Origin of the sequence: Nonomuraea recticatena, from assembly GCF_039533245.1 — a bacterium.
Classification (GTDB): domain Bacteria; phylum Actinomycetota; class Actinomycetes; order Streptosporangiales; family Streptosporangiaceae; genus Nonomuraea; species Nonomuraea roseola.
In genome coordinates, this window is record NZ_BAAATE010000006.1 from 344,325 (window position 1) to 368,366 (window position 24,042).

Here is a 24,042-nt window from a genome sequence, read left to right on the forward strand (position 1 = left end):
AACGACGCGCTTGGCTCACGCGGTCAGTCGGGCGCGTTCCCCGTGAGCTGGGCCTCCAGCGAACGGGCCTTCATCGCGGCCTTCCTGGCGGCCTTGGCCACCGCCTGGTCCCCGTGGTGGTTGGCGAGCAGGTCGAGCACGGCGATGGTGTCGGGGTGGTCGACGGAGGCCATCTCGCCGACCAGGCGCACCAGCTCCTCGCCTGCCTCCAGGACGTCGAAGGAGCCCATCGCGCCCGGCGCGTCGGCGAAGTAGAGCAGCGCGGCCAGCGAGTCGATCGCGATCCAGGTGTGGTCGTCGGGGCTGAGCGGCGGCGCGGGCAGGTCGCGGATGTGCAGCCAGGAGGCGGCGTAGCGCCACATGAGCGGCTCGTCGAGCGCCTTGCGGACGGGCAGCTCGGCCTCGGGGCCCAGCTCCTCCAGGATGGTGCCGACCGCGCCGCGCTGCCCCGCGGTGCCCGAGGCGGCGACCTGGACCAGCTCGTGGGCGGCCGACTCGGGAGAGCGGCGCTCCAGCCAGTAGGCGACCACGCTGGGCGTGACCGCGCCCGTGATCATCGCCTCGACCAGCTCGGCGGCGGCGTAGTCGGAGTAGACCTCGACCTCGGCGGCCGTCGGCGCGTCGTGGCCCTCGCGCAGCAGGTCGCGCCTGACCGCCCAGACACCGAGCGGGGTGAGCCTGAAGTGGCCCGTGGCGGTCTGCTCGACCAGGCCGCAGTACTCGAGCACCGCCAGCGCCTCGTAGAGCTCGGCGGGCAGCACGGCGGCCAGGCGGCGCAGCTCCACCACGCCGGGGGCGCAGGCCACCTCGTGGGAGTGCAGGATGCCCTTGGCCAGGGTGGCGGCGGCCACGCCCGTGCGAACGGAGTAGATGGTGGCCAGCGTCTCGGCCAGGTGCTCGTCGATCACCTTCGACCCCGTCAGGCCAGGCTCCTCGGCGTTGGCGTCGGCCCTGTCGAGGACGTCCATCACGACGCCGTCCCAGAACTCCAGCGTCGCCTCGACCGGCAGCTGCGACGGGAGCGGGCCGCGGCCGGCCGTGCCCCTCATGATCTGCAGCAGCCCCGTGTTGACCGCGACGATCCACAGCAGGCGCAGGCGCGAGGGAGCCAGGCCGAGCTCGGCGACTGCGGCCTCGGCGTCGGCCGCGTGCAGCAGGCCGTGCTCGGTGACCGGACGGGTGCCCGTCCACGCGGTCAGACGCATGGCGTCTGCGACCAGCGGCACCCGTGGCACCGCCCTGGCCAGGTCGGCGTCGGACGCGAGCGCGACCGGCGGGAAGACCAGGCCTTCGACGTGCTTGTCCTCGAGCGGAGGAGGCTTACGCAGCTCGGTGAGATCGAAGACGTTGTTTGCCACCCACGAAACTTACTGCACACGCGTCACAGGGACGTACCGATCGCGCGGGAGCGTGCCTTGAACGCGGCTTTCCTGGCGGCCTTCGCCAGGGTGCCGTCGGGGATGGATCTGCCGAGAAGTTCGAGGACGTCGACCACGTCGGGGTGGTCGACCCGCCACATCTCCTCGATCAGGTAGGCGGGCGGTCCCGAGGCGGCGATGTTCTCGGCGAAGATCTCCGGGTCCTCCTCGGCGGCGGGCATCGCGAGGGCGAGCATGTCGACGCTCACCCAGAGCAGCTCCTCCTGCGTCAGGGGAGGCGCAGGCAGCCCACGGGAGGTCAGCCAGTGGATGGCGTGCGGGCGCAGCTCCTGGTCGTCCAGGCAGGCGCGCACCGCGCTCTCGGCGGCCGAGTCGAGCCTGTCGACGATGGTGACCGCGATGCCGCGCGCCACGGCCGGCGCGCCGCCCGCCGCCGACAGCAGCTCGGCGGCGGCCTCGGCGGGGCTCCTGCGCTCCAGCCAGCGCTGGATGTCCTCCTCGGCCAGCTCCGTCGGCATGCCCGACAGCAGCCCTTCGATCAGGCCCATGGCGTCGGCGGCGGCCAGGTCCTCGGCTTCCGGAGCCTCCAGGCCGTGGCCGAGGTAGAGGCGGCGCAGGCCGTAGCAGGCCAGGGGGGTCAGCGTGACGGCGTCGCCCGAGCGCGACACCAGGCCGCAGTGGGCCAGGCGGCCGAGCGCGGCGTCGACGTCGGGCCGCTCGTACTCGAGCAGCTCGTCGAGGTACTCGCCGACCACCGTCACGGGAACGGGCGACTGCAGGCGGTAGAGCATGTCGAACAGGTCGTAGAGCTCCTCGTCGAGCTCGGCGGAGCCGGTGACCTGACCGGCGGTGTCCTTCTCGACGAGGAACTCGACCATCGAGGCCCACGCGTCCATGGGCGCGCCCCGCTCGCGCAGGCGGCCGAGGTCCCACAGCAGGCTCGGGGTCGGCAGCGGCGCGGCCGCCGCGTCCTTGACGCGCAGGCGCCCCTTGGCGGTGGGCGTGGTGCCGCGCTCGGCCATCCACTCGCCGAGCGCGCGCGCCTCGCCCAGGACGGGGACGGCCTCGAGCGCCGCCTCCAGCTCGTGCTCGGGAGCCAGCCGTACGGCAGGCAGCGGCGCGCAGGCGGGGCAGTCGCACGGCGCCTCCCCCAGGTCGGGCACCTCGCCCGCAGGAATGGCGATCGACTGCTCGAGCGACTCGGGCCCGATCGAGCTGAACAGGCTCTTGGCCATGCCGAAGTTGGCCGGGTCGGCCAACGCGGTGGCCATCTCAGGCTCGATCCCGGTGAGCGCGCCGCGCATCAGCGCGGCCCGCTCCTCGGAGATCTCACCCAGGTCGAGGAGGAAGTCGACCAGCGTGCGTGCGGCCGCGACGGTCTCGGACGCGCTCTCGGGCGGCGCGATGACCTTGCGGGGATAGATCGACAGGAGCAGCTCTTCGAAGGTGGCAGGGGTGAACTCGCCGAGCTCGGTCACGTTCAGGTAGTCGCTGGCGTAGTCGCAGAGCAGCCGGACCTCGTCCGCGTCCACGTCGACTTCGTGCGCCCGCCCCCAGGCGCGCAGATCGTCGATGGCTCGGTTCACCCATTCGATCGACACAGGGTGACGCTAACGGAGTACTTACGCCCGCGCGAATCGGGGAAAGGGGCTATATCAGGTCGAGAGGGTCAACACTTACCCTCACGACATCCTGCGCCTTACGCGCCGCACGCACCCCCGTGGCCCCTTTCAGCGCGAGAGCCAACTCAGGCCCCACCGACCTGGGCACGCGGATCATGGCACGTTCCTGCTCGCCGTCGCTCCTTCTCGTCTCCACGGGGACGGGCCCGAGCACCTGCGCCTGCGAGGGCAGCCTGACCTCCCCGAGCATCTCCCTGACGGCCGAGGGCGAACCGGTCAGCGTCGCCATCCGCACCGCGGGAGGGAAGCCCAGCTCCCTCCTGTCGGCCAGCTCGCGCTCGGCGTGCGTGATCGGGTCCCAGCGCAGCAGCGCCTGAACGGCGGGCATCGCGGCGTCGGCCAGCACCACCAGCTCGGCCGAGGGCCTGAGCAGGGCGGCGGCGTTCATCCAGCGGCGCACCGCCTCCTCCCCCGCCCTCAGATCGGCCCTGCCCAGCATCGCCCACCCGTCGAGCAGCACCGCCGCCGTGTAGCCTCCCGCCGCGACAGGCTCGGCGCCGGGCGTGGCCACCACCAGCGCCCGCCCCTCCCCTACCGTGGCCAGCACGCCGTCGCGGCCCGAGGTCTTCACGGGCACCGAGGGAAAGGCGCGCCCCAGCTCCTCCGCCGTACGGCGGGCGCCCACCACGGAGGCGCGGATCCTTCCGTCGCCGCAGGACGGGCAGCGCCAGTCGCCCGCGATGCGCCCGCACCACCGGCAGTAGGGGGCGGCGTGCCCGCCCCTCAGCGCCAGCGGCCCGTGACACAGCAGCTGCTCGGTGAGCGTCGCGCGTGTCGGCGGGTGCGCGCACCGCGCCGGAGCCCTGCACGTACGGCAGGCGAGCGAGGGCAGGTATCCGCGACGCGGGACCTGCACGAGCACCGGCCCGTCCTCCAGGCCCAGCCTCAGCGCCCGCCAGGCCACACTGGGCAGCCGCGCGGCGCGGGCCGCCTGGTCCTTGGCGAGCTCGCCGTCCTCTCCGGCGGGCTTCACCCTCGGCGCGACGGCTCTGACGGTGGCCCTGTCGGCCACGATCGGGCCCGCCCACCCGGAGGCCAGCAGCTGCGTGGCCTCGGCCGTGCGGGAGTAGCCGCCGATCAGCATGCCCGCGCCCGCCCTGTGCGCGCGCAGCGCCAGCACCTCCCTGGCGTGCGGGTAGGGGGACAGACGTTCGGCGTGCAGGTCGTCGCCGTCGTCCCAGATGACGACCAGGCCCAGCTTCTCGACGGGGGCGAACATCGCCGCCCTCGTGCCCACGACCGCCCGCACCTGACCGCGCAGCGCCCGCAGCCACCTGCGGTAGCGCTCGGCGGGCCCGAGGTCGGCGGTGATGGCCACATGCCTGCCCTCGCCCAGCGCCCCGGTCAGCGCCTCGTCCACCATGACGACGTCCTTGCCGTCCGGGACGACGACCACCGCCGCCCTGCCGCCCTCGAGCGTCGCGCGCACGGCCTCGGCGACGGGGACCGCCCAGCCGGTGTTGCCAGGCAGCGCGCTCCACACGGCTCTAGGGTGCCTGCCGTCCCTCAGCGCCTCGAGGAAGGAGGGCCCCATGGGGTAGGCCTCCCACGCGCCCGAGCCCTCGCCGGTCCGCCCTGGCCGCTCCTCGTCCGCCACCGCGCCGCCCTGCTCCCCGCCGCCCTGCTCCGTCCCACCGGGCGCCGTCCCACCGGGCGCCGTCCCACCGGGCTCGGTCTGGGCGGGCCCGGTCTGGGCGGGGGCGCTCTTGTCGGACTCGGCGCGGGCGTGCCTGGGGGGCACCGCCAGCCGCAGCACGTCGGCCATGGTCCCCGCGTAGCGGTCGGCGACCGCGCGGGTCAGCCCCGCGATCTCGGGGGTGAGCACGGGCTCGGGCGAGACCACCCGCTCCAGCGCCGCCAGCCTGCCGCCGTGGTCGCTGCCCGCCACCCGCTCCAGCAGGAAGCCGTCGACGAGCTTGCCGGCGAAGCGGACCCTCACCCGCACGCCAGGACGCGCCTCCGCGTCCATCCGCTCGGGCACCAGATAGTCGAAGGGCCTGTCGAGGTGCGGGAGGGGGTTGTCGACGACGACCCTGGCCACCGGCAGGTCGGCGGCGGCCACGGGGGCGCCGAGGGTCTTGGCCTTCTCCGCGGGCCGTACGGCCTCCAGTGGCAGCAGGGCATCGTCGGAGTCGGTCACAGACTACGTCTACCAGATGCCGGGCACCGGCCGGTCAGGCCGGAGCCGCCAGGGCAGGTTCTCCGAAGGGCAGCCGGCGCGTGGTGCCGCCGGCAGTGTCGCGCGGCCCGCTGACGTGGACCTTTGCCAGGTGTGGAGCTCCTCCCTCCACTGTGGACCAGCGGGCGGCCTCGAGCGGCGGGACGCCCGGCAAGCGCTTCGGCCTGCGGGGCGACGCAGGAATTGCCGCCGCGGACCGCCCGGCCGCCCGCCGGCATCACCAGCATGGACAGTGGCGGCGGGCGCCGCATCGGGAGAAGTGCCTAGAGCCGCACCGAGGTGTCCTCGGTGGTCACCCAGGCGGCCACGTGGGTGCGGGAGGCCAGGTTGCTCTTGGCGAGGATGTTGCGAACGTGGGCGTCCACCGTGCGCTTGGAGATCACGAGCCTGTTGGCGATCTGCAGATTGGTCAGCCCCTCGGCGATGAGGGTGGCGACCTGCGCCTCCCTCGGGCTGAGCGGGGCCGCGCGCGGCGCGGGAGGCGTGCGCGGGGGTGGCGGCGGCGGAGGCGTCCGGTCGAGGGGGGCTCGCTGCCTGCCGTCGAGGCGGGCCAGGCCCACGCGCCGGTAGAGGCCGAGCAGCCGGTAGCGCATGCCGTCAGCCGTGGGCTCCCTGAGCACGACCGAGTGGTCGACCAGGTCGCACAGCACGGCGGCGACGTCCGCCTCCGGCAGGCCTGCCGCCGCGCCCGCCGCCTCGGCGACCTCCAGGGGGAAGCTCCCGCTGAGCACCGACAGCGCCTCCCACAGCACCCGCTGCTCCGCGCCGCACAGGGCGTGGCTCCACTCCACCAGCGAGCGCAGGTCGCGCTGGCGGGCCAGGACGTTCGTGCTGGAGCCCGCCAGGTCGGGCCAGCGGTCGTCCATCCGCTCCAGCAGTTCGGCCAGCGGCAGCGAGCGCAGGCAGCCGGCGGCCAGCTCGATGGCCAGGGGGACCCCTTCCAGGCTTCTGCAGATCTCCTCCGCGAAGGGACGGGTGGCCTCGGTCAGCTCGAACCCCTGGTCGACGGCGCGTGCCCGCTCGACGAGCAGCGCGAGCGCCTGGTGTTCGGGCAGCGGGCCGACGGTCAGGACCCGCTGGCCCGGCACGGTCAGCAGCACGCGGCTGACGGCCAGCACCTTCGTCGTGCCCGTCCCCCGCAGCACCGCCTCGACCAGCCTCGACACCGGGCCCATCAGGTGCTCGCAGGTGTCGAGGACCAGCAGGGCCCGCCATCCCGCGAAGGCGTCGGCCACCTCCTCCGCCGTCGTCAGCTCCGGCCTGCCCATGGTCGCCGCCACCGCGGCGACCAGGGAGCGCTCGTCGGCCACGTGGGAGAGCTCGGCGTACCACACCCCGTCGGGAAAGCGCCTGCGCGCCCCGTGGGCGACCCTGGTCGCCACCCTGCTCTTGCCCACCCCTCCTGGCCCTGTCACGGTGACCAGACGCGACTCCGACAGGCCGAGCAACCCCTCGGCGATCTCCTCCGCCCGCCCTGCGAGGCTGGTGTACTCGACAGGCAGGTTCCCCTTCCCCGCTGTGGTCATCTCGGTCACTCCTTCGGCGAACCCTGGGGCCCGGCGGGCCGGCACCCCCGTAGCCGCCCGCCGGGCCGTCCGTCTCGCGAACGTCCTGGTTCGCGATCGACGCGAACCGCCCCCGCGGCCCCCGAGGTACGGACACGACGAGTATTCAGGGCATCACGCTTGGCAACATCGGGAGAAGTGCCTATTCCCATCACGATGTTCGGGCTCATGAGCGCCCGCGCTCCTTGATCACCCAGGCGGCGATCTGGCTGCGCCCGGCGAAGCCGAGCTTCTTGAGGATGTTCTCCACGTGGGTGTCGACGGTCCTGGTGGCGATCACCAGGCGCTGGGAGATGAGGCGGTTGGTCAGCCCGTCGGCCACCAGCCTGGCCACGTCGATCTCCCTCGGCGTGAGCAGCGCCAGCCCATGGTCCTCCTCCTGCCGGGAGGAGCCTGGGCACAGCGTCAGGGCGCACGCGACCACCTCCGCCGCCGACATGGCCTTCCCCGCGGCCGCCGCCCTGACGTAGTGCGGTCCGAGCGCGGCGCGCAGCCGCTCCTCACAGGCCGAGTGCTCCCTGGCCAGCTGCCGCGAGCCGAAGAAGGCGCTCACCTCGACCTTCCACAGGCCGCCTGTGGCGCTCAGCAGCATGGCGGCGCGGGTGTGCTCGTCGAGGTCGGTGGCCAGCCAGCCCACCACCTCGACGGCGAAGGCGGTGGCGTGGTTGGTGCGCATGCGCGCGTGGGCGCGCACCGCGGAGGTGGCCAGGCGCATGGCCTCGGCGTACTCGCCCCTGCCACGCAGCGCGAGCGCCAGGATGAGGTCGGCCCAGGCGCCGATGACGTCCTCGCGCTGCTCGGCGCAGAGCCTGCGGGCCCTGCGCAGCACGTCCACGGCCTCGTCGAAGCGCAGCTGCGCCACGTGGACCAGCCCGAGGGTGACGATCCCCTCGACCGCGGCGACGCCGCGGCTGCCCGTCATGGCCTTCAGCGCCCGCCTCAGCCCCTGCTCCGCCGCGTCGAGCTCGCCCATCACGAAGTGGTACATCCCTCGCACGACCTCCAGGCGGCGGCTGCCGGGGTGCTCCCTTGGCTCGTCGGCTGCCTCGAGGGCGGCGACCAGGTCGTCGGCCTCGGCCAGGCTGAGCCGCGCGGCTTCGAGGTCGCCCTGCCCGACCCTGATGTGGGTGAGCGTCATCAGGGCCGCGAGCCGGGGGAAGCCCTCGATGCCGCTGGTGGCCAGGAAGCGTTCGAGATAGCTTCTGCCCTCCCTCGACATCCCCGCGTACAGCCAGAGGAACCACAGCCCCACCAGCATCCGCGCGCAGCTGTCCACCTGTCCTTCGGCGGCGGCGTACGACTCGATCGCCGCGCGGAAGTTGGGCCACTCCCCGCGGGCCGTGCTCCAGGTCGCCAGACGGCTGACGGAGTTCTGCTCGCACCCGAGCCTGACGGCCATGGCCAGGTAGTGCTCCCTGTGCCGGCGCCGTAGCTCGCCGAGCTCGCCGGCCGACATCCTGGCCAGCGCGAACTGCCTGACGCCACCGAGCATCCTGTAGGCGACGCGGCCCTCGTCCCGCTCGGTGATGACGACCGACCTGTCGACCAGCGCGGCGAGCGCGGGATAGACCTCCTCCTCGGCCAGCCCCTCGCCCGAGCACACCGCCTCCGCCGCCGCGAGGTCGAAGGGCCCGGCGAAGACGGCGAGCCGCCGCCACAGCAGCCGCTCCTCGGGTCCGCACAGATCGTGGCTCCAGCCGGCGGCCGACTCCATGACCGAGCCGCCAGGCTGCCCTCCCATCGTGCGCAGGATCTCCTCCAGCGGCATGACCCGCGCCCGCACCGCGGCCAGCTCGATGGCCAGCGGAACGCCCTCCAGCCTGCGGCACAGCCCCGAGACCAGCGCCGTGTTCTGCTCGGTCAGCCTGAAGGAGGGATCGGCCATCCGCTCGACGAGCAGCGCGTACGACTCGGTGGCCGCCACCTCCGCCAGCGAGGCGCCCGCGCAGGGCACGCTCATCGGGCGCACCTCCACGGTGTGCTCGCCAGGCGCGCGCAGCACCTGCCTGCTGGTGAGCAGCATGTGCAGCCCTGGCGCCGCCGCCAGCAGCGCCTGGGCCAGCGCGGAGACCTCCTCCGGCAGGTGCTCGCAGCCGTCGAGCACCAGCAGTGTCCTGCGCGGACGCAGATGGCCCGCCAGCAGGCGCACCCCGCTGTGCGAGACCAGCTCGTGGATCCCCATCGCCTGGGCGAGCGCGTGCTCCAGGCTCTCGGCCGAGGTGAGGCCCGACAGGCTGACGAAGACGACGCCGTCGGCGAAGGCCCTGCGCGTCAGCCTGGCCGCCCTGATCGCCACCCTGGTCTTGCCCACGCCCGCGACGCCCGTCAGCGTGACGAGCCTGCCGCGCTGCAGGGCGCGCCGTACGGCCCCGACCTCCGCCCTGCGTCCGACGAGGCTGGTGGTCTCCTGTGGCAGGGCGGGCCTGAACGTCACGGACCCGTCCCCGCTCGGCGTGACGACGGCACGCCCGTGCCGCCGACGAGTAAAAGGCTCACGGTCAAAGATCTTGCCCATCCGGCGAGCTGCCTATCCGCGATCTCACCTACGGGCGGCCTCCCCGGCCGGCTGGAGGCCACCTGGAAGCCACGTTATAGAGATCGCCGCGATTCCTCCCGCCGAACGCGGCAATGCCGCACTCCACAGGAGTGCGGCATTGTCGTGGACGCGAAGGGGTCAGAGACCGGCGGCGGTGCGCAGCGCCTCGGCGCGGTCGGTCGACTCCCACGAGAAGCCCTCACGGCCGAAGTGGCCGTAGGCGGCGGTCTCGGAGTAGATCGGGCGCAGCAGGTCGAGGTCGCGGATGATCGCGGCGGGACGCAGGTCGAACACCTGGGTCACGGCCTCCTGGATCTTCTCCACGGCGACCTTCTCGGTGCCGAAGGTCTCGACGAACACGCCGACCGGATGCGCCTTGCCGATGGCGTAGGCGACCTGGACCTCGGCGCGGTCGGCCAGACCGGCGGCGACGATGTTCTTGGCGACCCAGCGCATCGCGTAGGCGGCCGAGCGGTCGACCTTGGACGGGTCCTTGCCGGAGAAGGCGCCGCCACCGTGGCGGGCCATGCCGCCGTAGGTGTCGACGATGATCTTGCGTCCGGTGAGGCCGGCGTCGCCCATGGGGCCGCCGATCTCGAAGCGGCCCGTCGGGTTGACCAGCAGGCGGTAGCCGTCGGTGTCGATGTCGAGCCCGGCGAGCACGTGGTCGACCACGTGCTCCTTGATGTCGGGGGTCAGCATCTCCTTGAGGTCGATCTCCGCGGCGTGCTGCGTGGAGACGACGACCGTGTCGAGGCGGACGGGCTTGTCGCCGTCGTACTCGATGGTGACCTGGGTCTTGCCGTCGGGACGCAGGTAGGGCACCAGGCCCGACTTGCGCACCTCGGACAGGCGGCGGGCCAGCCGGTGCGCCAGCGTGATAGGCAGCGGCATCAGCTCGGGCGTCTCGCGGCAGGCGTAGCCGAACATCAGGCCCTGGTCGCCCGCGCCCTGACGGTCGAGCTCGTCGATGTCACCGTCGACGCGGTGCTCGTAGGCGTCGTCGACGCCCTGGGCGATGTCGGGCGACTGCGCGCCGATGGAGGCCGACACGCCGCAGGAGGCGCCGTCGAACCCCTTGTGGGAGGCGTCGTAGCCGATCTCAAGGATCTTCTCGCGGATGACGCCGGCGATGTCGACGTAGGTCTCGGTCGTCACCTCGCCTGCGACGTGGACCTGGCCGGTAGTGATCAGCGTCTCGACGGCGACCCTGCTCTTGGGGTCGTCCTTGAGCATGGCGTCGAGAATCGCGTCACTGATCTGGTCGGCGATCTTGTCCGGGTGGCCTTCTGTGACCGACTCGGAGGTGAACAGGCGACGTGACAACTCAGTGGCTCCTCATGCAGCGGCTGCTGACGGATGTGCGGCTCGGGCGGGTAGGACACGCCAGGGCCATCGCCGAAGTGTAGCCCTACATGCCTGCGCGCCGCGAAACTGCTCTCATTGTGCCCCTTGTCAGAGCTCAGGGAGCGGATCCAGGGGCAGCAACTCGGGGTCGAACACCTCCGCGTCGGCCGCTGCCACGACGGCGGCGTACTCCTCGTCGAACTCGAAGAACATCTCCCCCACCTGGATGACGGGGCTCGGCGCCATGGTGATGGGGCCCAGCCTGGTCGCTCGGGGAAAGGCGGCGTAGAGCGAGACGGGACGGTCGTTCCTCAGCATCCTGGTGGCCAGGACGGAGACGGACCTGTCGGTCACGACGATCAAAAAGTTGGCCACGCCGGGCGGGCCTATGGACAGCGCGGGAAAGACATAGCGGATCTCCTCCCCCTGACGCAACAGAGCCCGGCAGCGATCTCTGACAGCCGACGTCACCGGCATCGCATCCCCCCTCGCCGACCCTCAGTATCCGCAGGCAGACGGGGTGCCGCAACGGTTGATCAGGTAACCGCCCATGCCGAAAGCGCGCTTGCCTGAACGGTCGAGGCGGGCGCCTCAGACGAGGCGGGCGGCCACCAGGCCCCACACGGTGTCGGCGAGGTCCTCCTTGGGACCGCGCGGCACCTCCACAGGGGAGCCGCCCGCGACGAGCACGGTGGCGGCGTTGTCGGGGGTGCCGAACGCGAGCCCCTCGCCGACCTGGTTGACGACCAGCAGGTCGCATCCCTTGCGGGCCAGCTTGGCCTGGCCGTTGGCCAGCACGTCGTCGGTCTCGGCCGCGAACCCCACGATCACGTACGGCGGCGCCCCCGCGCCCGAGGAGGCGCCAGGGCCCGGGACGGGGCCCACGCCCGCCGCCTGCCTGGCCGCGCGCCTGCGCTCGCCGAGCTCGGCGAGGATGTCGGGGTTCTTGACCAGCTCGATCGGCTCGGGCTCGCCGTCGCGCTTCTTGATCTTGGACTCGCGCCGCACCGCGGGCCTGAAGTCGGCCACGGCCGCCGCCATGACGACGGCGTCGGCGTCGGCCGAGGCGGTCAGCACGGCCTCGCGCAGTTCGAGCGCGGACTCGACCCTGACGACCTTGGCGCCCGCCGGATCGGGCAGTGACACGTTGGCGGCGACGAGGGTGACCTCGGCCCCCCGCGCGACGGCCGTACGGGCGAGGGCGTAGCCCTGCAGCCCCGAGGAGCGGTTGCCGAGGAAGCGGACCGGGTCGAGGGCCTCGCGGGTGCCGCCGGCCGAGATGACGACCTTGCGCCCCTCGAGGTCGCGCGGACGGCCCGCCATGACGGTGCGGCAGATCTCGAAGATCTCCGCGGGGTCGGGCAGCCGTCCTGGTCCCGTGTCGGCGCCCGTGAGGCGCCCGACGGCGGGGTCGATGACGATGGAGCCCCGCTCGCGGAGGGTGGCGACGTTGGCCACGGTCGCGGGGTGCTCCCACATCTCGGTGTGCATCGCGGGCGCGAACACCACGGGGCACCGAGCGGTGAGCAGGGTGGTGGTCAGCAGGTCGCCGGCGAGTCCGTGGGCCGCCTTGGCCAGCACGTCGGCGGTCGCGGGCGCCACCACGACGAGATCGGCCTGCTGGCCGAGCCGCACATGGGGCACCTCGTGCACGCCGTCCCAGACGTCGACGGTCACCGGGTGGCCCGACAGCGCCGCCCACGTGGGCTCGCCCACGAAGCGCAGCGCGTCGCGGGTCGGAACGACCCGCACCTCGTGACCCGACTCGGTGAACAGGCGCAGGAGCTCGCAGGCCTTGTAGGCGGCGATGCCCGCGCTGACGCCCAGGACGACCCTCATGGAAGGGTCAGACCGCGCCTTCGATGGGCTCGGCGTTGAGCAGGCCCTCGGAGACCTCGCGAAGCGCGATGGACAGGGGCTTCTCCTGGGCGTGGGTCTCGACCAGGGGACCGACGTACTCCAGCAGGCCCTCGCCGAGCTGGGAGTAGTAGGCGTTGATCTGGCGGGCCCGCTTGGCGCCCATGATCACCAGTGAGTACTTGCTGTCGACGATGTCGAGCAGCGAGTCGATCGAGGGGTTGGTGATGCCCTCGGTCGTGGGGGCGATGCCTGCCACGTTGTCAGACCTCTCGTCGGAATGCTATGCAGTCATCAAGGCTATCAGCCTGTGGCATACGTCCTGGACGTTCGTGTTGACCAGCGTGGTATCGAACTCCTTCTCGGCCGCCATCTCGACCCTGCCCGCCTCGAGGCGGCGGGCGATGACGTCCTCGGGTTCGGTGCCGCGGCCTCGCAGCCGCTTCTCCAGCTCCTCCCACGAGGGAGGGGCGAGGAAGACCAGCAACGCCTCGGGCATGCTCTCCCGCACCTGCCTGGCGCCCTGGAGGTCGATCTCCAGCACCGTGGGCACGTTCTGGGCGAGCTTGTCGATGACGGCCTGCCGTGGCGTGCCGTACCTGTTTCCCGCGAACTCGGCCCACTCCAGCAGCTCGCCGGAGGAGATGAGCCTGTCGAAGCCCTCGTCGTCGACGAAGAAGTACTCCACACCGTGGGTCTCGCCCGGACGGGGCTTCCTGGTGGTCACCGAGACCGACAGCCACACCTCTGGGTGTGCCCGCCGGAGCTCGGCGACGACCGTGGACTTGCCGACGCCCGACGGCCCGGAAAGGACCGTCAGCCGCCGGGTGGCGCGCTCGTGAGAGCCACCACCCGGGGGAACGAAACCACCGCGATCCGTGCCATCACCATCGGACCAGGACCTGTCGGTCACTTCGTTACCCCCGTCGAACCTGCGCTTTTCTGTGGTACCGAGGTTAGCCCTCGTTGCCACCGAACTCGCGCTCGAGGGCAGCCCTCTGGTTCGCACCGAGACCCCGCACGCGGCGGGACTCGGCAATAGCGTGCCGCTCCATCAGCTGCTTGGCGCGGACCTTGCCCACGCCGGGGAGCGACTCCAACAGAGCCGACACCTTCATCTTGCCGATGACGTCGTCTGTCTGCCCATCCTTGAGCACCTCAGCCAGAGAAACCGCGCCGTGCTTGAGCCGGTTCTTGACCTCGGCACGCTCCTTACGGGCCTTGGCAGCCTTCTCCAGGGCTGCGGCGCGCTGCTCAGGGGTCAGGGGAGGAAGAGCCACGCCGGGTCACCTCGAATTTCTGTCGATGTACTCGGACGGGAAGGGAAACTAGCTGGTCAACGCGTCCTTAGCAACGTCAAAGGCAGTTTCTGTGGTGACAAAGTCCAGTTCAGCACTTTGCGTGATCACGAAACCACGCTGCGTAGATCAAATCGCCCTCACTTCCCGGTTCTCGCCGTTCGTCAAGCGAGATCACCGGAATGCGATCATGATCACAGAACCCCGTCCGGAGGGGTGGAAACGGGCGGCCGAAAGCCTGCTGGAGAAGGGCTTCGAGCGCGCCCGCCGTACCGGACGAACGGTCACGAACGCCGTAGAGAGGCCGCAATGGAGGCAGCGGTCGCACCGGGGTCGGGAGAGGCCGTGATGGGGCGGCCGATGACGAGCAGGTCCGCGCCGTCGGCCAGCGCCTGCTCGGGTGTGGCCACCCGCGCCTGGTCCTGGCTGTCGGCCCCCGCGGGGCGCACTCCCGGAGTGATCAGCGTGATGGAGGGCCCCACGGCCGCGCGCACCGCGGCGACCTCGTGGGGCGAGCACACCAGAGCCGTCGCGCCCGCCTCCACCGACATCACCGCCATCCGCCGCACGGCGTCCTCGGGGGTGCCCTCGACGCCGATGGCGGCCAGATCGGCCGCCGACAGCGACGTGAGGACGGTCACCGCCGCGATCTTGGTGTGTGGAGCGGCCTCCACGGCCGCCTGGATCATCGCGGGGCCCCCCGCCGCGTGCACGGTCAGGATGGCGGGCCGCAGGCGCGCTACGGCCCTTGTGGCCCCTGCGACGGTGTTCGGGATGTCGTGCAGCTTGAGGTCGAGGAAGACCCGCACCCCGCTGGCGCCGCGCACGGAGGCGATCACGTCGGGTCCGTAGCGCAGGTACAGCTCCAGGCCGACCTTGACGGTGCTCACGTGCGGGGTCACCAGCGAAGCCCAGCGGGCCGCGGTCTCCAGATCAGGTGCGTCCAGGGCGACGGCGATGGGTGCGGGCGTCACAGGGAACTCTCCTCCGAGTCGACGAGCAGATGTCTTGCGGTGGGCCGGTGGGCCAGGCCGACGGCGTCGGCCAGGCGGTGGAAGCCCTTGGCCTGCAGCAGCTCCTCGAGCTCGCGCTCGATGCGCAGGCAGGCGTAGGGGTCGTGGAAGAGCGCCGTGCCCACCCCGACGACGCAGGCGCCCGCCAGGATGAGCTGGAGCGCGTCGTGCCCGCTCGTCACGCCGCCGACGCCCACGATGGGCACGCCGGGGATGGCGGCGTGGACCTGCCAGACGCACCTGACCGCCAGCGGCAGGATCGCGGGCCCTGACAGGCCGCCGGTGCCCGCGGCGAGGGTGGGCCTGAGCGCGTCCACGTCGATGCTCATGCCGAGCGGATTGTTGATCATGGACAGGGCGTCGGCTCCCGCGTCCACGCAGGCGCGGGCGACGGCCACGACGTCGGCCACGTCGGGTGAGAGCTTGGCGACGACAGGCACGTCGTAGCGCATGACCGAGCGGACCGAGGCGATCACCTCGGCCGCCGCTCCCCCGTCGCGGGCGAAGACGCGGCCTCTGTCCTCGATGTTGGGGCAGGCGAGGTTGACCTCGACGGCGGTCACGCCCGGCGCGTCGGTCAGGCGGCGGGCCAGCGCGGAGTACTCGGCGACGGTGCCGCCGCCGACGGAGACGACGGTCCTGATGCCGCGCTGGGCCAGCCACGGCAGCTCGCGTTCGAGGAAGGCGTCGATGCCTGGACCCTGCAGTCCGACCGCGTTGAGCATCCCGGAGGGTGTCTCGGCCATCCTGGGCGTCGGCCTGCCCGCGCGCGGGGCCATGGTGATCGACCTGGTCACCAGCGCGCCGAGGCGGTGCAGGTCGAAGAACTGGGCCAGCTCGCGTCCCGAGCCCGCGCACCCGGCCGCCGTGGTGACGGGGTTGGCCAGCTCGACATGGGCGAGGAAGGTGCGCATGTCAACCGACATTGCGCGCTCCGCCGCCCGGGGCCCCGAGCGCGTCGAACGGGATCGTTCCGACGTCCTCGAACCGCACTCGTTCCCCCCTGAAGACAGGACCCTCCACGCAGGCGCGCACCATCCTGGTCACGCCGTCGTCGCCGATGACGGGCAGCACGCAGGTCATGCAGACCCCGATGCCGCAGGCCATCGACTCCTCCACCGCCACCTGGACGGGGATGTCGAACTCGATCGCCACCGCGGTGACCGCGCGCAGCGTCTCCATCGGCCCACAGGCGTAGATGACGTCGGCGCGCGTGTCGGCGATGACGGAGGGCAGCACGTCGGTCACGCTGCCGCGCAGGCCGAGCGAGCCGTCCTCGGTGGTGAGCGTGGTCGTCTCTGCCATCCTGCGGGCCCGCATCGCGCCGAAGACCCTGTCGGCCGAGGCCGCGCCGAGCGCGAAGTCGATGCGGCAGCCCCGTTCCATCAGCGCGTCGGCGAGAGGGAACAGGGCGGCCGCGCCGTACTCGGCGCCGACCAGGACGCAGCTGGCCGGGTCGCGGGGCAGCGGGAAGGGCCGCCCCAGCGGCCCCACCAGGTCGAGGGTGTCGCGGGCGCGCCGCTCGGCCAGCCATGACGTGCCGGGGCCCTTGGCGGTGAAGACCAGCTCCACCGTGCCGCCGTAGTCGGGCTTGACGTCATGGATGGACAGGGCGCGCCTGGTCACCATCGAGGTGCGCGGACCCCCGACGGCGACCGAGACGAAGTGGCCTGGCCTGAACCTCTCGGCGACGCCGGGCGCCACGACGGTCAGCGCATGGTAGGCGTCGACCCGGCGCGTCGTCAGCACCGTGCCCGTCACCTGCACCGGAGTCCCGGCCAGACTCGATCACCCCCGCAGGGCTCGTGCGTGCTCCTGAAGGGACCGTACGCCCACATCGCCCCGCACGATGGCCTGGATGCCCGCCGCCGCCGCGGCGAGTCCCTGGACCGTCGTGATGCACGGGATGCCGCGCAGCACGGCCGCGGTGCGGATGTCGTAGCCGTCGAGGCGCGGCCCGGACTGGCCCGGGCTGCCGAACGGCGTGTTGACGATCAGGTCCACCTCGCCGTCCAGGATGCGCTGCACGATCGTCGGCTCACCGTCGGGTCCCGTTCCCTCGCTCTGCTTTCGCACGATCTTGGCATGGACTCCGTTGCGGCGCAGCACCTCCGCGGTGCCCTCCGTGGCGAGAATCTCGAAGCCGAGATCGGCGAGCGCGCGCACCGGGAAGATCATCGAGCGCTTGTCCCTGTTGGCCACCGAGACGAAGGCCCTGCCCTTGGTGGGCAGTTCGCCGTAGGCGCCCGCCTGGGACTTGGCGTAGGCGATGCCGAAGAACTCGTCGATGCCCATGACCTCGCCCGTCGAGCGCATCTCGGGGCCGAGCACGATGTCGACGCCGCGGAAGCGGTTGAACGGCAGCACCGCCTCCTTGACCGCGATGGAGGCGTCGAGCGGCAGCGTGCCGCCGTCACCCGTCGCGGGCAGCATGCCCTCGGCCCTCAGCTCGGCGACCGTGGCCCCCATCATGACGCGGGCCGCCGCCTTCGCCAGCGGCACCGCCGTCGCCTTGGAGACGAAGGGCACCGTACGGCTGGCCCTCGGGTTGGCCTCCAGGACGTAGAGCACGCCCGCCGCCATCGCGTACTGCACGTTGAGCAGGCCGCGGACGCCGACGCCCCTGGCGATGCCCTCGGTGGCGGCGCGGATGCGCTTGATGTCGTTGCCGCCGAGGGTGATCGGCGGCAGCGCGCAGGCCGAGTCGCCCGAGTGGATGCCCGCCTCCTCGATGTGCTCCATCACGCCGCCGAGGTAGAGCTCCTCGCCGTCGAACAGGGCGTCGACGTCGATCTCGATGGCCTCGTCGAGGAACTTGTCGACCAGGACCGGGTGCCCGCCCTCCTGGGCCGCCATGTAGGTGGTCAGCGTCTCGTCGTCGTAGACGATGGCCATGCCGGCGCCGCCGAGGACGTAGGAGGGGCGCACCAGGACCGGGTAGCCGATCTCGTCGGCGATGGCCAGCGCCTCGGGGACGGTCAGCGCCGTGCCGTGCTTGGGCGCGGGCAGCCCGGCCTCCGCCAGCACGCGGCCGAACGCACCGCGCTCCTCCGCGAGGTGGATGGACTCGGGCGAGGTGCCGACCACGGGCACGCCGGCGTCCTTCAGCGCCTGGGCCAGTCCGAGGGGTGTCTGGCCGCCGAGCTGCACGATGACGCCCACGACGGGGCCCGTCTGCTGCTCGGCGTGGACCACCTCGAGGACGTCCTCGAGCGTGAGCGGCTCGAAGTAGAGCCGGTCGGAGGTGTCGTAGTCGGTCGAGACCGTCTCGGGGTTGCAGTTGACCATGACGGTCTCGAACCCGGCCCTGGACAGCTCGAAGGAGGCGTGCACGCAGGCGTAGTCGAACTCGATGCCCTGGCCGATGCGGTTGGGCCCGCTGCCGAGGATGAGGACCTTCGGCCTGTCGCCGTGGGGGACCTCGCTCTCCTCGTCGTAGGTGGAGTAGAGGTAGGGCGTCTTGGCCGCGAACTCCGCCGCGCAGGTGTCGACGGTGTTGTAGACCGGGCGCAGGCCGAGCGCGTGGCGCAGGTCGCGCACCCGCGTCTCGTCCATGCTGCGGATCTCGCCGATCTGGGCGTCGGAGAAGCCGAGGTGCTTGGCCCGCTCCAGCGCCTCGCGGGTCAGCTCGGGCGCCTCGCCGAGCGCGCGGGCCTCCTCGTCGAGCAGCATGAGCTGGTCGATGAACCACGGGTCGATGTTGGTCGAGTCGAACAGCTCCTCGGCCGTGGCGCCCGCCCTGATGGCCTGCTGCATGGTGCGCAGCCTGCCGTCGTGGGGGGTGCGGCAGTCGTCGAGCAGCTCCTGCTTGGGCGCGACGTGCCCCGCCCAGGAGAAGGACGAGCCCTTCTTCTCCAGCGACCGCAGCGCCTTCTGCAGCGCCTCGGGGAAGGAGCGGCCGATCGCCATGGCCTCGCCCACCGACTTCATGTGCGTGGTGAGCGTCTGGTCGGCGCCGCGGAACTTCTCGAAGGCGAACCTCGGCACCTTGACCACGATGTAGTCGAGGGTCGGCTCGAAGGAGGCCGGGGTCTCCTTCGTGATGTCGTTCGGGATCTCGTCGAGCGTGTAGCCGATCGCCAGCTTGGCCGCGATCTTGGCGATGGGGAAGCCCGTCGCCTTGGAGGCCAGCGCCGAGGAGCGCGACACGCGCGGGTTCATCTCGATGACGATCATGCGGCCCGAGCTCGGGTTGACCGCGAACTGGATGTTGCAGCCGCCGGTGTCGACGCCGACCTCACGGATGACCGCGATGGCCACGTCGCGCATGTTCTGGTACTCGCGGTCGGTCAGGGTGAGCGCGGGGGCCACGGTCACGCTGTCGCCGGTGTGCACGCCCATCGGGTCGATGTTCTCGATGGAGCAGACGATGACGACGTTGTCGGCCTTGTCGCGCATGACCTCGAGCTCGTACTCCTTCCAGCCGAGGATCGACTCCTCGAGGAGCACCTCGGTGGTCGGCGAGGCGTCGAGGCCCGCGCCCGCGATGCGGCGCAGGTCGTCCTCGTCGTAGGCGAAGCCCGAGCCGACGCCGCCCATGGTGAAGGAGGGGCGCACGACCAGCGGGTAACCCAGCTCGCCGGCCGCCGCCACGCACTCGTCCATGGTGTGGCACACCACCGACCTGGCCGACTCGGCGTTGAGTCCCTGCTCGCGCGCGACCTTGGCGACGATCTCCTTGAAGCGCTCGCGGTTCTCGCCCGCCTGGATGGCGTCGAAGTCGGCGCCGATCAGCTCGACGTCGTAGCGCTCGAGCACGCCCGCCTCGTGCAGGGCGACCGCGGTGTTGAGCGCGGTCTGCCCGCCCAGGGTGGGCAGCAGCGCGTCGGGGCGCTCCTTGGCGATGATCTTCTCGACGAACTCGGGGGTGATCGGCTCGACGTAGGTGGCGTCGGCGAACTCGGGGTCGGTCATGATCGTGGCAGGGTTGCTGTTGACCAGGATCACCTTGAAGCCCTCGGCGCGCAGCACGCGGCAGGCCTGGGTGCCCGAGTAGTCGAACTCGCACGCCTGCCCGATGACGATCGGTCCTGAGCCGATGACCAGGATCGACCTGATGTCCTCACGCTTGGGCACGGCTCATGACCTCACAGAACTCGTCAAAAAGGTAGGCGGCGTCGTGCGGGCCGGCGGCCGCCTCGGGGTGGTACTGCACGCTGAAGGCGCGCCCGTCGAGCAGCCGCAGCCCCTCGACGCACTGGTCGTTGAGGTTGACGTGGCTGACCTCCGCGCGGCCGTACGGCGTGTCGAAGGGCTCGCCGAGCGGCGCCTGGACGGCGAAGCCGTGGTTGTGCGCCGAGATCTCGACCTTGCCCGTGCGGACGTCCTGGACGGGCTGGTTGACGCCGCGGTGGCCGTAGCGCAGCTTGTAGGTCGGCAGGCCGAGGGCGCGGCCGAACAGCTGGTTGCCGAAGCAGATGCCGAAGAACGGGATCCCCGCCCCGAGCACCTCGCGCAGCGTCGTGACGTCGGCGGTGGCGGGGTCGCCCGGGCCGTTGGAGAAGAAGACGCCGTCGGGCGCGACGGCCATGACGTCCTCGAAGCTCGCGGTGGCCGGCAGCACGTGCACCTCGCAGCCGCGTTCGGCCATGCGGTGCGGGGTCATGCCCTTGATGCCCAGGTCGACAGCGGCGACGGTGAAGCGCTTCTCGCCGATGGCGGGCACCACGTAGGGCTCCCGCGTGGCCACCTCGGCGGCCAGGTCGGCGCCCTCCATGGCCGGTGAGCGCCGCACGCGCTCGACGAGGGCTTCCACCGGCTCGGAGGGAGCGGTGAAGATGCCCGCGCGCATGGCGCCACGCTCGCGCAGGTGGCGGGTCAGCGCGCGGGTGCCGGTGATCGCGATGCCGACGACCCCCTGCTCCTTGAGGTAGTCGTCGAGGGAGCGGTTGGCCCGCCAGTTGGAGACCACCCTGGACGGCTCGCGCACGACGTATCCGGCGACCCAGACCTTCGAGGACTCGGGGTCCTCGTCGTTGACGCCGGTGTTGCCGATGTGCGGAGCGGTCATGGCGACGATCTGGCGATGGTAGGACGGGTCGGTGAGGGTCTCTTGGTAGCCGGTCATACCGGTGTTGAAGACCATCTCACCGAACGTCTCGCCCTCGGCGCCGTACGGGATTCCGTGGAAGACACGGCCGTCTTCCAAGACAAGGACGGCGTTACTCAAGCGAGCTTCCCTTCGAGAACGGTTGGCCTGCCACGCAGGAACGTCGCCAGCACCCTGCCGGGGAGGGTCATGCCCTCGTAGGGGGTGTTGCGGCTCTTGGAGGCGAAGGAGGAGGGATCCACCTCGGCGCGCGCGGTGGGGTCGTAGAGCACGATGTTGGCGGGGGCGCCGACCTCGAGCGGCCGGCCGTGCCCGGGCAGGCGGCCGATGCGCGCGGGGGCGGCGGACATGCGCTCGGCGACGCCCGCCCAGTCGAGCAGGCCGGTGTCGACCATGGCCTCCTGGACGACGCTGAGCGCGGTCTCGAGGCCGACCATGCCCATGGCCGCCGCGGCCCACTCGGTCTCCTTGTCCTCGACCGGGTGCGGCGCGTGGTCGGTGGCCACCACGTCGATCGTGCCGTCGGCCAGGGCCGAGCGCAGCGCCTCGACGTCGGCGCGGGTGCGCAGCGGCGGGTTGACCTTGTAGATCGGGTTGTAGGAGCCGTTGGGCGACTGCTCGACCAGCTCGTCGGTGAGCAGCAGGTGGTGCGGGGTCACCTCGGCGGTGACGTTCCAGCCCTTGGACTTGGCCCAGCGGATGATCTCCACCGAGCCCGCCGTGGAGACGTGGCAGACGTGCAGGCGCGAGCCGACGTGCGCGGCCAGCAGGCAGTCGCGGGCGATGATCGCCTCCTCGGCCACCGCGGGCCAGCCGGACAGGCCGAGCCTGCCGGAGATGACGCCCTCGTTCATCTGGGCGTCCTTGGTGAGCTTGGGCTCCTGGGCGTGCTGGGCGACGACGCCGTCGAAGGCCTTGACGTACTCGAGCGCCCTGCGCATGAGCACGGCGTCGTCGACGCACCTGCCGTCGTCGGAGAAGACGCGCACGCGGGCGGCCGAGTCGGCCATCGCGCCGAGCTCGGCCAGCTGCTTGCCCTCCAGCCCGACGGTGACGGCGCCGACCGGCTGCACGTCGCAGTGGCCGAACTCCTGGCCGAGCCGCCAGACCTGCTCGACGACGCCCGCGGTGTCGGCGACCGGCATGGTGTTGGCCATGGCGTGGACGGCGGTGTAGCCGCCGCGGGCGGCCGACTGGGTGCCGGTCTGCACGGTCTCGGCGTCTTCGCGGCCCGGCTCGCGCAGGTGGGTGTGCAGGTCTACCAGGCCGGGCAGGGCGATCGCGCCCCGCCCTTCGACGACCTCGGGAAGCCCCGCCTCGGCCGCGCCGTCGCCGTCGGGCCGGGTGCCTTCGGACCCGGCGGGACGGATCTCCGCGATGAGGCCGTTGACCACGGCGATGTCGACGGGCTCGCCGCCCAGGATGCGAACGTTCTTGATCAGCATCAGATCTCTCCCCCGAGCAGCAGGTACAGGACGGCCATGCGGATGGTCACGCCGTTGGCGACCTGCTCGACGATCGTCGAGCGCGGCGAGTCCGCCACCTCGGCGGCGATCTCCATGCCCCTGTTCATCGGGCCCGGGTGCATGACGATGGCGTCGTCGGGCATCTTGGCGAACCTGTCGCGGTCGAGGCCGTAGCGGCGGGAGTACTCGCGCTCGCTGGGGAAGTAGGCGGCGTTCATCCGCTCCTTCTGCACCCGCAGCATCATCACGACGTCGGACTTGGGCAGCACCGAGTCGAGGTCGTAGGAGACCTCGCACGGCCAGGTGCCGATCGAGACCGGCAGCAGCGTCGGCGGCGCGACCAGGGTCACGTCGGCGCCGAGCGTGGCCAGCAGCAGCACGTTGGAGCGGGCGACGCGGCTGTGCAGCACGTCGCCGACGATGGTGACCTTGCGCCCCTCGAGGTTGCCCAGGCGGCGGCGCATGGAGAAGGCGTCGAGCAGCGCCTGCGTGGGGTGCTCGTGGGTGCCGTCGCCCGCGTTGACGACGCTGCCGCGCACCCAGTTGGCCAGGCGGTGCGGAGCGCCCGAGGCGCCGTGGCGGATGACGACGGCGTCGGCGCCCATCGCCTCGAGGGTCAGCGCGGTGTCCTTGAGCGACTCGCCCTTGGAGACGCTCGAGCCCTTGGCGGAGAAGTTGATGACGTCGGCCGACAGGCGCTTGGCCGCCGCCTCGAAGGAGATGCGGGTGCGGGTGGAGTCCTCGAAGAACAGATTGACCACCGTACGGCCGCGCAGCGTCGGCAGCTTCTTGATGGAGCGTTCCGAGACGCGGGCCAGTTCCTCGGCGGTGTCGAGGATCAGCAGCGCGTCGTCCTTGGTGAGGTCGGCCGCCGAGATGAGATGCCTGTTCACTTGATCAGCTCCACTGCGTCGCGCCCGTCGGTCTCCTCCAGGTAGACCTTGACCTTCTCGCTCTTGGAGGTCGGGAGGTTCTTGCCCACGTAGTCGGCCCTGATGGGCAGCTCGCGGTGGCCCCTGTCAACCAGGATGGCCAGTTGCACGGCCGTGGGCCTGCCGAGGTCGTTGAGCGCGTCGAGCGCGGCGCGGACCGAGCGTCCCGAGAAGAGCACGTCGTCGACGAGGACGACGGTCCTGCCGTCGATGCCGTCGGCGGGCAGGTCGGTACGGCCCAGCGGGCGCGCGGGGCGCAGCCTGAGGTCGTCGCGGTACATCGTGATGTCGATCGAGCCGACGGGGACCTTCACGTCTTCGAACTGCTCGATCCGCTCGGCGAGCCTGGCGGCGAGAGTGGCGCCCCGGGTCGGGATGCCGAGGAGGACGACGCCGTCGGCGCCCTTGGTGCGCTCGAGGATCTCGTGCGCGATGCGGGTCAGCGCCCGGTGGATGTCCGGGCCTTCGAGAACGGCCCTTGGTTCGGACATGGGTGTAGCTCACCACCTTTCCCGCCTCACAGGACGGGTCTTAAAGGGTGTTGGGTCGCAGTCACATTACCAGCAGCTACCAGCAGCGATACGCCGGGGCCACTCCGGCGTCACGCCGCCCGTCGTACGGCGACGAGGTCGGCCACGGAGAACGCCCACGAGCTCGTGGAGCGGCTGACCGGCAGGCCGACGACGCGAGGCGGCCGGGGATCACCCCTGGGCTCACCGAGTGCGCTGAAGCACGACTG

General features: G+C 71.7%; 19 protein-coding genes. All 19 read right to left on the reverse strand.

Annotated features, from left to right (window positions below; genetic code table 11):
- Positions 1 to 23 precede the first annotated feature (23 nt).
- Complete coding sequence (locus ABFX50_RS15630) at positions 24 to 1,358, reverse strand: hypothetical protein (RefSeq protein WP_346146994.1); 1,335 nt, start codon at positions 1,356 to 1,358, stop codon at positions 24 to 26.
- A gap of 23 nt (positions 1,359 to 1,381) precedes the next feature.
- Positions 1,382 to 2,980, reverse strand: a complete 1,599-nt coding sequence (locus tag ABFX50_RS15635) for a hypothetical protein (RefSeq protein ID WP_346146996.1) — start codon at positions 2,978 to 2,980, stop codon at positions 1,382 to 1,384.
- A 49-nt stretch (positions 2,981 to 3,029) separates the two neighbouring features.
- Positions 3,030 to 5,201 carry a primosomal protein N' gene (locus ABFX50_RS15640; protein ID WP_346146998.1) on the reverse strand — a complete coding sequence of 724 codons (2,172 nt, stop codon included), beginning with the start codon at positions 5,199 to 5,201 and terminating at the stop codon, positions 3,030 to 3,032.
- 302 nt (positions 5,202 to 5,503) lie between these two features.
- A complete protein-coding gene (locus ABFX50_RS15645; protein ID WP_346146999.1) occupies positions 5,504 to 6,766 on the reverse strand; it encodes an ATP-binding protein in 1,263 nt (420 codons plus the stop codon).
- Positions 6,767 to 6,971: 205 nt separating this feature from the next.
- Entirely contained in the window at positions 6,972 to 9,239 is a 2,268-nt protein-coding gene (locus tag ABFX50_RS15650) for an ATP-binding protein (protein WP_346147001.1), read from the reverse strand.
- A 240-nt stretch (positions 9,240 to 9,479) separates the two neighbouring features.
- Entirely contained in the window at positions 9,480 to 10,667 is a 1,188-nt protein-coding gene (gene metK / locus ABFX50_RS15655; RefSeq protein ID WP_183658981.1) for a methionine adenosyltransferase, read from the reverse strand.
- A 129-nt stretch (positions 10,668 to 10,796) separates the two neighbouring features.
- Positions 10,797 to 11,063 carry a hypothetical protein gene (locus ABFX50_RS15660; protein WP_346147003.1) on the reverse strand — a complete coding sequence of 89 codons (267 nt, stop codon included), beginning with the start codon at positions 11,061 to 11,063 and terminating at the stop codon, positions 10,797 to 10,799.
- Positions 11,064 to 11,279: 216 nt separating this feature from the next.
- Positions 11,280 to 12,527, reverse strand: coding sequence for a bifunctional phosphopantothenoylcysteine decarboxylase/phosphopantothenate--cysteine ligase CoaBC (gene coaBC / locus ABFX50_RS15665; protein ID WP_346147005.1), 1,248 nt, complete (start codon positions 12,525 to 12,527; stop codon positions 11,280 to 11,282).
- 7 nt (positions 12,528 to 12,534) lie between these two features.
- Positions 12,535 to 12,804: a DNA-directed RNA polymerase subunit omega gene (gene rpoZ, locus ABFX50_RS15670; RefSeq protein ID WP_183658975.1), complete on the reverse strand. Its 270-nt coding sequence runs from the start codon at positions 12,802 to 12,804 to the stop codon at positions 12,535 to 12,537.
- Positions 12,805 to 12,828: 24 nt separating this feature from the next.
- Entirely contained in the window at positions 12,829 to 13,365 is a 537-nt protein-coding gene (gene gmk, locus ABFX50_RS15675) for a guanylate kinase (RefSeq protein WP_346147086.1), read from the reverse strand.
- Positions 13,366 to 13,501: 136 nt separating this feature from the next.
- A complete protein-coding gene (gene mihF, locus ABFX50_RS15680; protein WP_183658973.1) occupies positions 13,502 to 13,825 on the reverse strand; it encodes an integration host factor, actinobacterial type in 324 nt (107 codons plus the stop codon).
- Positions 13,826 to 14,127: 302 nt separating this feature from the next.
- The gene (gene pyrF, locus ABFX50_RS15685) at positions 14,128 to 14,817 is read right to left on the reverse strand and encodes an orotidine-5'-phosphate decarboxylase (protein WP_183658971.1); all 690 of its coding nucleotides are present in this window, start codon (positions 14,815 to 14,817) and stop codon (positions 14,128 to 14,130) included.
- Entirely contained in the window at positions 14,814 to 15,782 is a 969-nt protein-coding gene (locus ABFX50_RS15690) for a dihydroorotate dehydrogenase (protein WP_183658969.1), read from the reverse strand. Before ABFX50_RS15690 ends, pyrF begins: the two co-directional genes overlap by 4 nt.
- Positions 15,772 to 16,638, reverse strand: coding sequence for a dihydroorotate dehydrogenase electron transfer subunit (locus ABFX50_RS15695; RefSeq protein ID WP_221242423.1), 867 nt, complete (start codon positions 16,636 to 16,638; stop codon positions 15,772 to 15,774). Before ABFX50_RS15695 ends, ABFX50_RS15690 begins: the two co-directional genes overlap by 11 nt.
- A 6-nt stretch (positions 16,639 to 16,644) precedes the next feature.
- Positions 16,645 to 19,932, reverse strand: a complete 3,288-nt coding sequence (gene carB / locus ABFX50_RS15700; RefSeq protein ID WP_346147009.1) for a carbamoyl-phosphate synthase large subunit — start codon at positions 19,930 to 19,932, stop codon at positions 16,645 to 16,647.
- Complete coding sequence (carA, locus tag ABFX50_RS15705) at positions 19,919 to 21,025, reverse strand: glutamine-hydrolyzing carbamoyl-phosphate synthase small subunit (protein ID WP_183658963.1); 1,107 nt, start codon at positions 21,023 to 21,025, stop codon at positions 19,919 to 19,921. Before carA ends, carB begins: the two co-directional genes overlap by 14 nt.
- Complete coding sequence (locus ABFX50_RS15710) at positions 21,022 to 22,350, reverse strand: dihydroorotase (RefSeq protein WP_346147011.1); 1,329 nt, start codon at positions 22,348 to 22,350, stop codon at positions 21,022 to 21,024. Before ABFX50_RS15710 ends, carA begins: the two co-directional genes overlap by 4 nt.
- A complete protein-coding gene (locus ABFX50_RS15715) occupies positions 22,350 to 23,264 on the reverse strand; it encodes an aspartate carbamoyltransferase catalytic subunit (protein ID WP_183658959.1) in 915 nt (304 codons plus the stop codon). The genes ABFX50_RS15710 and ABFX50_RS15715 overlap by 1 nt, the downstream gene beginning before the upstream one ends.
- Positions 23,261 to 23,794: a bifunctional pyr operon transcriptional regulator/uracil phosphoribosyltransferase PyrR gene (pyrR, locus tag ABFX50_RS15720; protein WP_183658957.1), complete on the reverse strand. Its 534-nt coding sequence runs from the start codon at positions 23,792 to 23,794 to the stop codon at positions 23,261 to 23,263. The genes ABFX50_RS15715 and pyrR overlap by 4 nt, the downstream gene beginning before the upstream one ends.
- Positions 23,795 to 24,042: the final 248 nt, after the last annotated feature.

Bases quoted from the DNA above. Each gene is read 5' to 3' on its own strand.
- pyrR (WP_183658957.1), bottom strand. From the start codon at position 23,794: ATGTCCGAACCAAGGGCCGTTCTCGAAGGCCCGGACATCCACCGGGCG.
- coaBC (WP_346147005.1), bottom strand. From the start codon at position 12,527: ATGAGGGTCGTCCTGGGCGTCAGCGCGGGCATCGCCGCCTACAAGGCC.
- ABFX50_RS15645 (WP_346146999.1), bottom strand. From the start codon at position 6,766: ATGACCACAGCGGGGAAGGGGAACCTGCCTGTCGAGTACACCAGCCTC.
- ABFX50_RS15710 (WP_346147011.1), bottom strand. From the start codon at position 22,350: ATGCTGATCAAGAACGTTCGCATCCTGGGCGGCGAGCCCGTCGACATC.
- ABFX50_RS15690 (WP_183658969.1), bottom strand. From the start codon at position 15,782: ATGTCGGTTGACATGCGCACCTTCCTCGCCCATGTCGAGCTGGCCAAC.